This is a genomic window from Paenibacillus sp. 1-18 (assembly GCF_000520755.1).
GTDB classification, from domain to species: domain Bacteria; phylum Bacillota; class Bacilli; order Paenibacillales; family Paenibacillaceae; genus Paenibacillus; species Paenibacillus brasilensis.
On record NZ_ASSB01000010.1, the window covers coordinates 1 to 1077 of the forward strand.

Sequence of the window (1077 nt, forward strand, 5' to 3'; positions counted from 1 at the left end):
TGATGATACCCTTAATCAAGAAATCATTGTAAACTATCCTAAAAGGTATCGTGGTACAAATATGAAAGGTATATGATTTTGTTCCAAAAGATGGTATAATGCATTGTGGTAATTCTATTCTATCATTGGATTGCAATAGTCTTTTTTAATGAGTTGATATCCTAATAAGTTTCCTTTAAAGGGGTGGTTTATTTTGTCCAATACAACCACGATACTTACAGAATTGGTTAAATACATGCATGAGAATGATCTAAACATTAGTGATTTCGCAAGAGTGTCGAATATGAACCCCGGCACAGTTAGCGGTCTCGTTAATGGAAACCGTAAATTTTCAGTCTATCAGTTAGACCGAATTACAGAAGCGATGGGACACCCCGTCGGCTATTATTATGAGCGTTATATCCCCGAATGTTTGGCTGATACTAACCCCAACTGGCGTAGAATGAGTCCCTATCTGGAAAGTTGTGCAAAGTTGAATAAATTGGATTGTATTCAGCAAGTCGTGAATATGTTATTGGATAAGTTAAGCTATGCTACTCCATTATTTGAACTAGCTGAACAATTTTTTGAAGACGGTTTGTATGAAGCGGCGGCTATACTTTATGAAAATGTGGCTCTAACTGAGAATAAGCAGCACTCGGAGCGCTTGGCTCTATGTCAGTACCGCCTGTTTCAGAGCAGGCAAGGGGATGACCAAGAAAAAAACTATGAAGCAGCCGTGCAGTTTACAACCTACGTTGTTCGTTTGGACGAACTAGACCAACTAGATGGTTTAAAGGATTTAGCGAATACATATCGTTCGTTACGTAAATGGGACAAAGTGGAATTATTCGCTAAAGCTTTGGGAGAAAAGGCTGAGATTCAATACAAATTGAGCAAACAGCAACATCGTGTGAAAAAAGAAAATTCAAGGCAGCCCAGCTTCCCTTTGTTTGCTTACTGGGCATTCTCACATTTACTTCGAATGCAAGCCTGTGGCGAAAGAAGAGATTACGAACAGGCATTTAATCATATTAGAAAGTATTCTGATTTAAGTTGGGTAACGGATACGGATGAAGAAACCTTGAAATGGAAAAA

The 1077-nt window shown here is 38.4% G+C and carries 1 pseudogene; it reads left to right on the forward strand.

Annotated features, from left to right (window positions below):
* Positions 1 to 193 precede the first annotated feature (193 nt).
* Positions 194 to 1077, forward strand: a pseudogene (locus L693_RS0100420) (transcriptional regulator); the annotation flags it as partial.